Below are 962 nucleotides of genomic sequence, written 5' to 3'. Positions count from 1 at the left end.
TGGCCCGGATGTCATCGTCGGCATCGCCGCCGAGCGTTCGCTGGAAATGGTCATCGGTTTGCTGGGTGTGCTCAAGGCTGGCGGTGCTTACGTGCCGCTGGACCCGGAATACCCGCAAGATCGTCTGGCCTACATGTTCGAAGACAGCGGCATTCATTTGCTGCTGACCCAGTCGCATCTGCGTGATGCGCTGCCAATTCCCGCTGGCCTGAACACCTTGCTGCTGGATCAGCCACTGGACGGCTATGCCACCGAGAACCCGAACATCGCGGTGACCGGGGAAAACCTGGCCTACGTGATCTACACCTCGGGTTCGACCGGCAAGCCGAAGGGCGCAGGCAATCGCCATTCAGCCCTGACCAACCGTCTGTGCTGGATGCAGCAGGCTTATGGCCTGGATGCCAGCGACACCATTTTGCAGAAGACTCCGTTCAGCTTCGACGTGTCGGTCTGGGAGTTCTTCTGGCCGCTGATGACCGGCGCGCGTCTGGCCATGGCCGCGCCCGGTGACCATCGTGATCCGGCAAAGCTGGTTGCGTTGATCGAACAGCATCAGGTCACCACGCTGCACTTCGTCCCTTCGATGCTGCAAGTGTTCCTGCTGGATGAGCAGGTCACTCGCTGCACGGGGATCAAGCGCATCGTGTGCAGTGGTGAAGCATTGCCCGTCGATGCCCAGCAGCAGGTGTTCGCCAAGCTACCAAACGCAGGGCTATACAACCTCTACGGCCCAACCGAAGCCGCCATCGACGTGACCCACTGGACCTGTCGCGACGAAGGCCGCGATGGCGTGCCCATTGGTCAACCGATTGCCAACCTGTCGACGTTCATTCTCGATTCAGAGTTGAACCCGGTACCGGTGGGCGTGATTGGCGAGCTGTACCTGGGCGGAGAAGGGCTGGCGCGTGGTTATCACCTCCGCCCGTGTCTGACTGTTGCGCGCTTCTTGACCAGCCCACTTG

The 962-nt window shown here is 61.0% G+C and carries 1 protein-coding gene; it reads left to right on the top strand.

The window, feature by feature from the left end:
• The coding region (locus tag M5G11_RS27350; protein ID WP_273925449.1) for an AMP-binding protein at positions 1 to 962 on the top strand (962 nt) is incomplete at both ends.

Source organism: Pseudomonas fontis, assembly GCF_028656955.1.
Classification (GTDB): Bacteria; Pseudomonadota; Gammaproteobacteria; order Pseudomonadales; family Pseudomonadaceae; genus Aquipseudomonas; species Aquipseudomonas fontis.
Note: the sequence above shows the minus strand (reverse complement) of the source record. Positions and strands in the feature narration are given on the sequence as shown.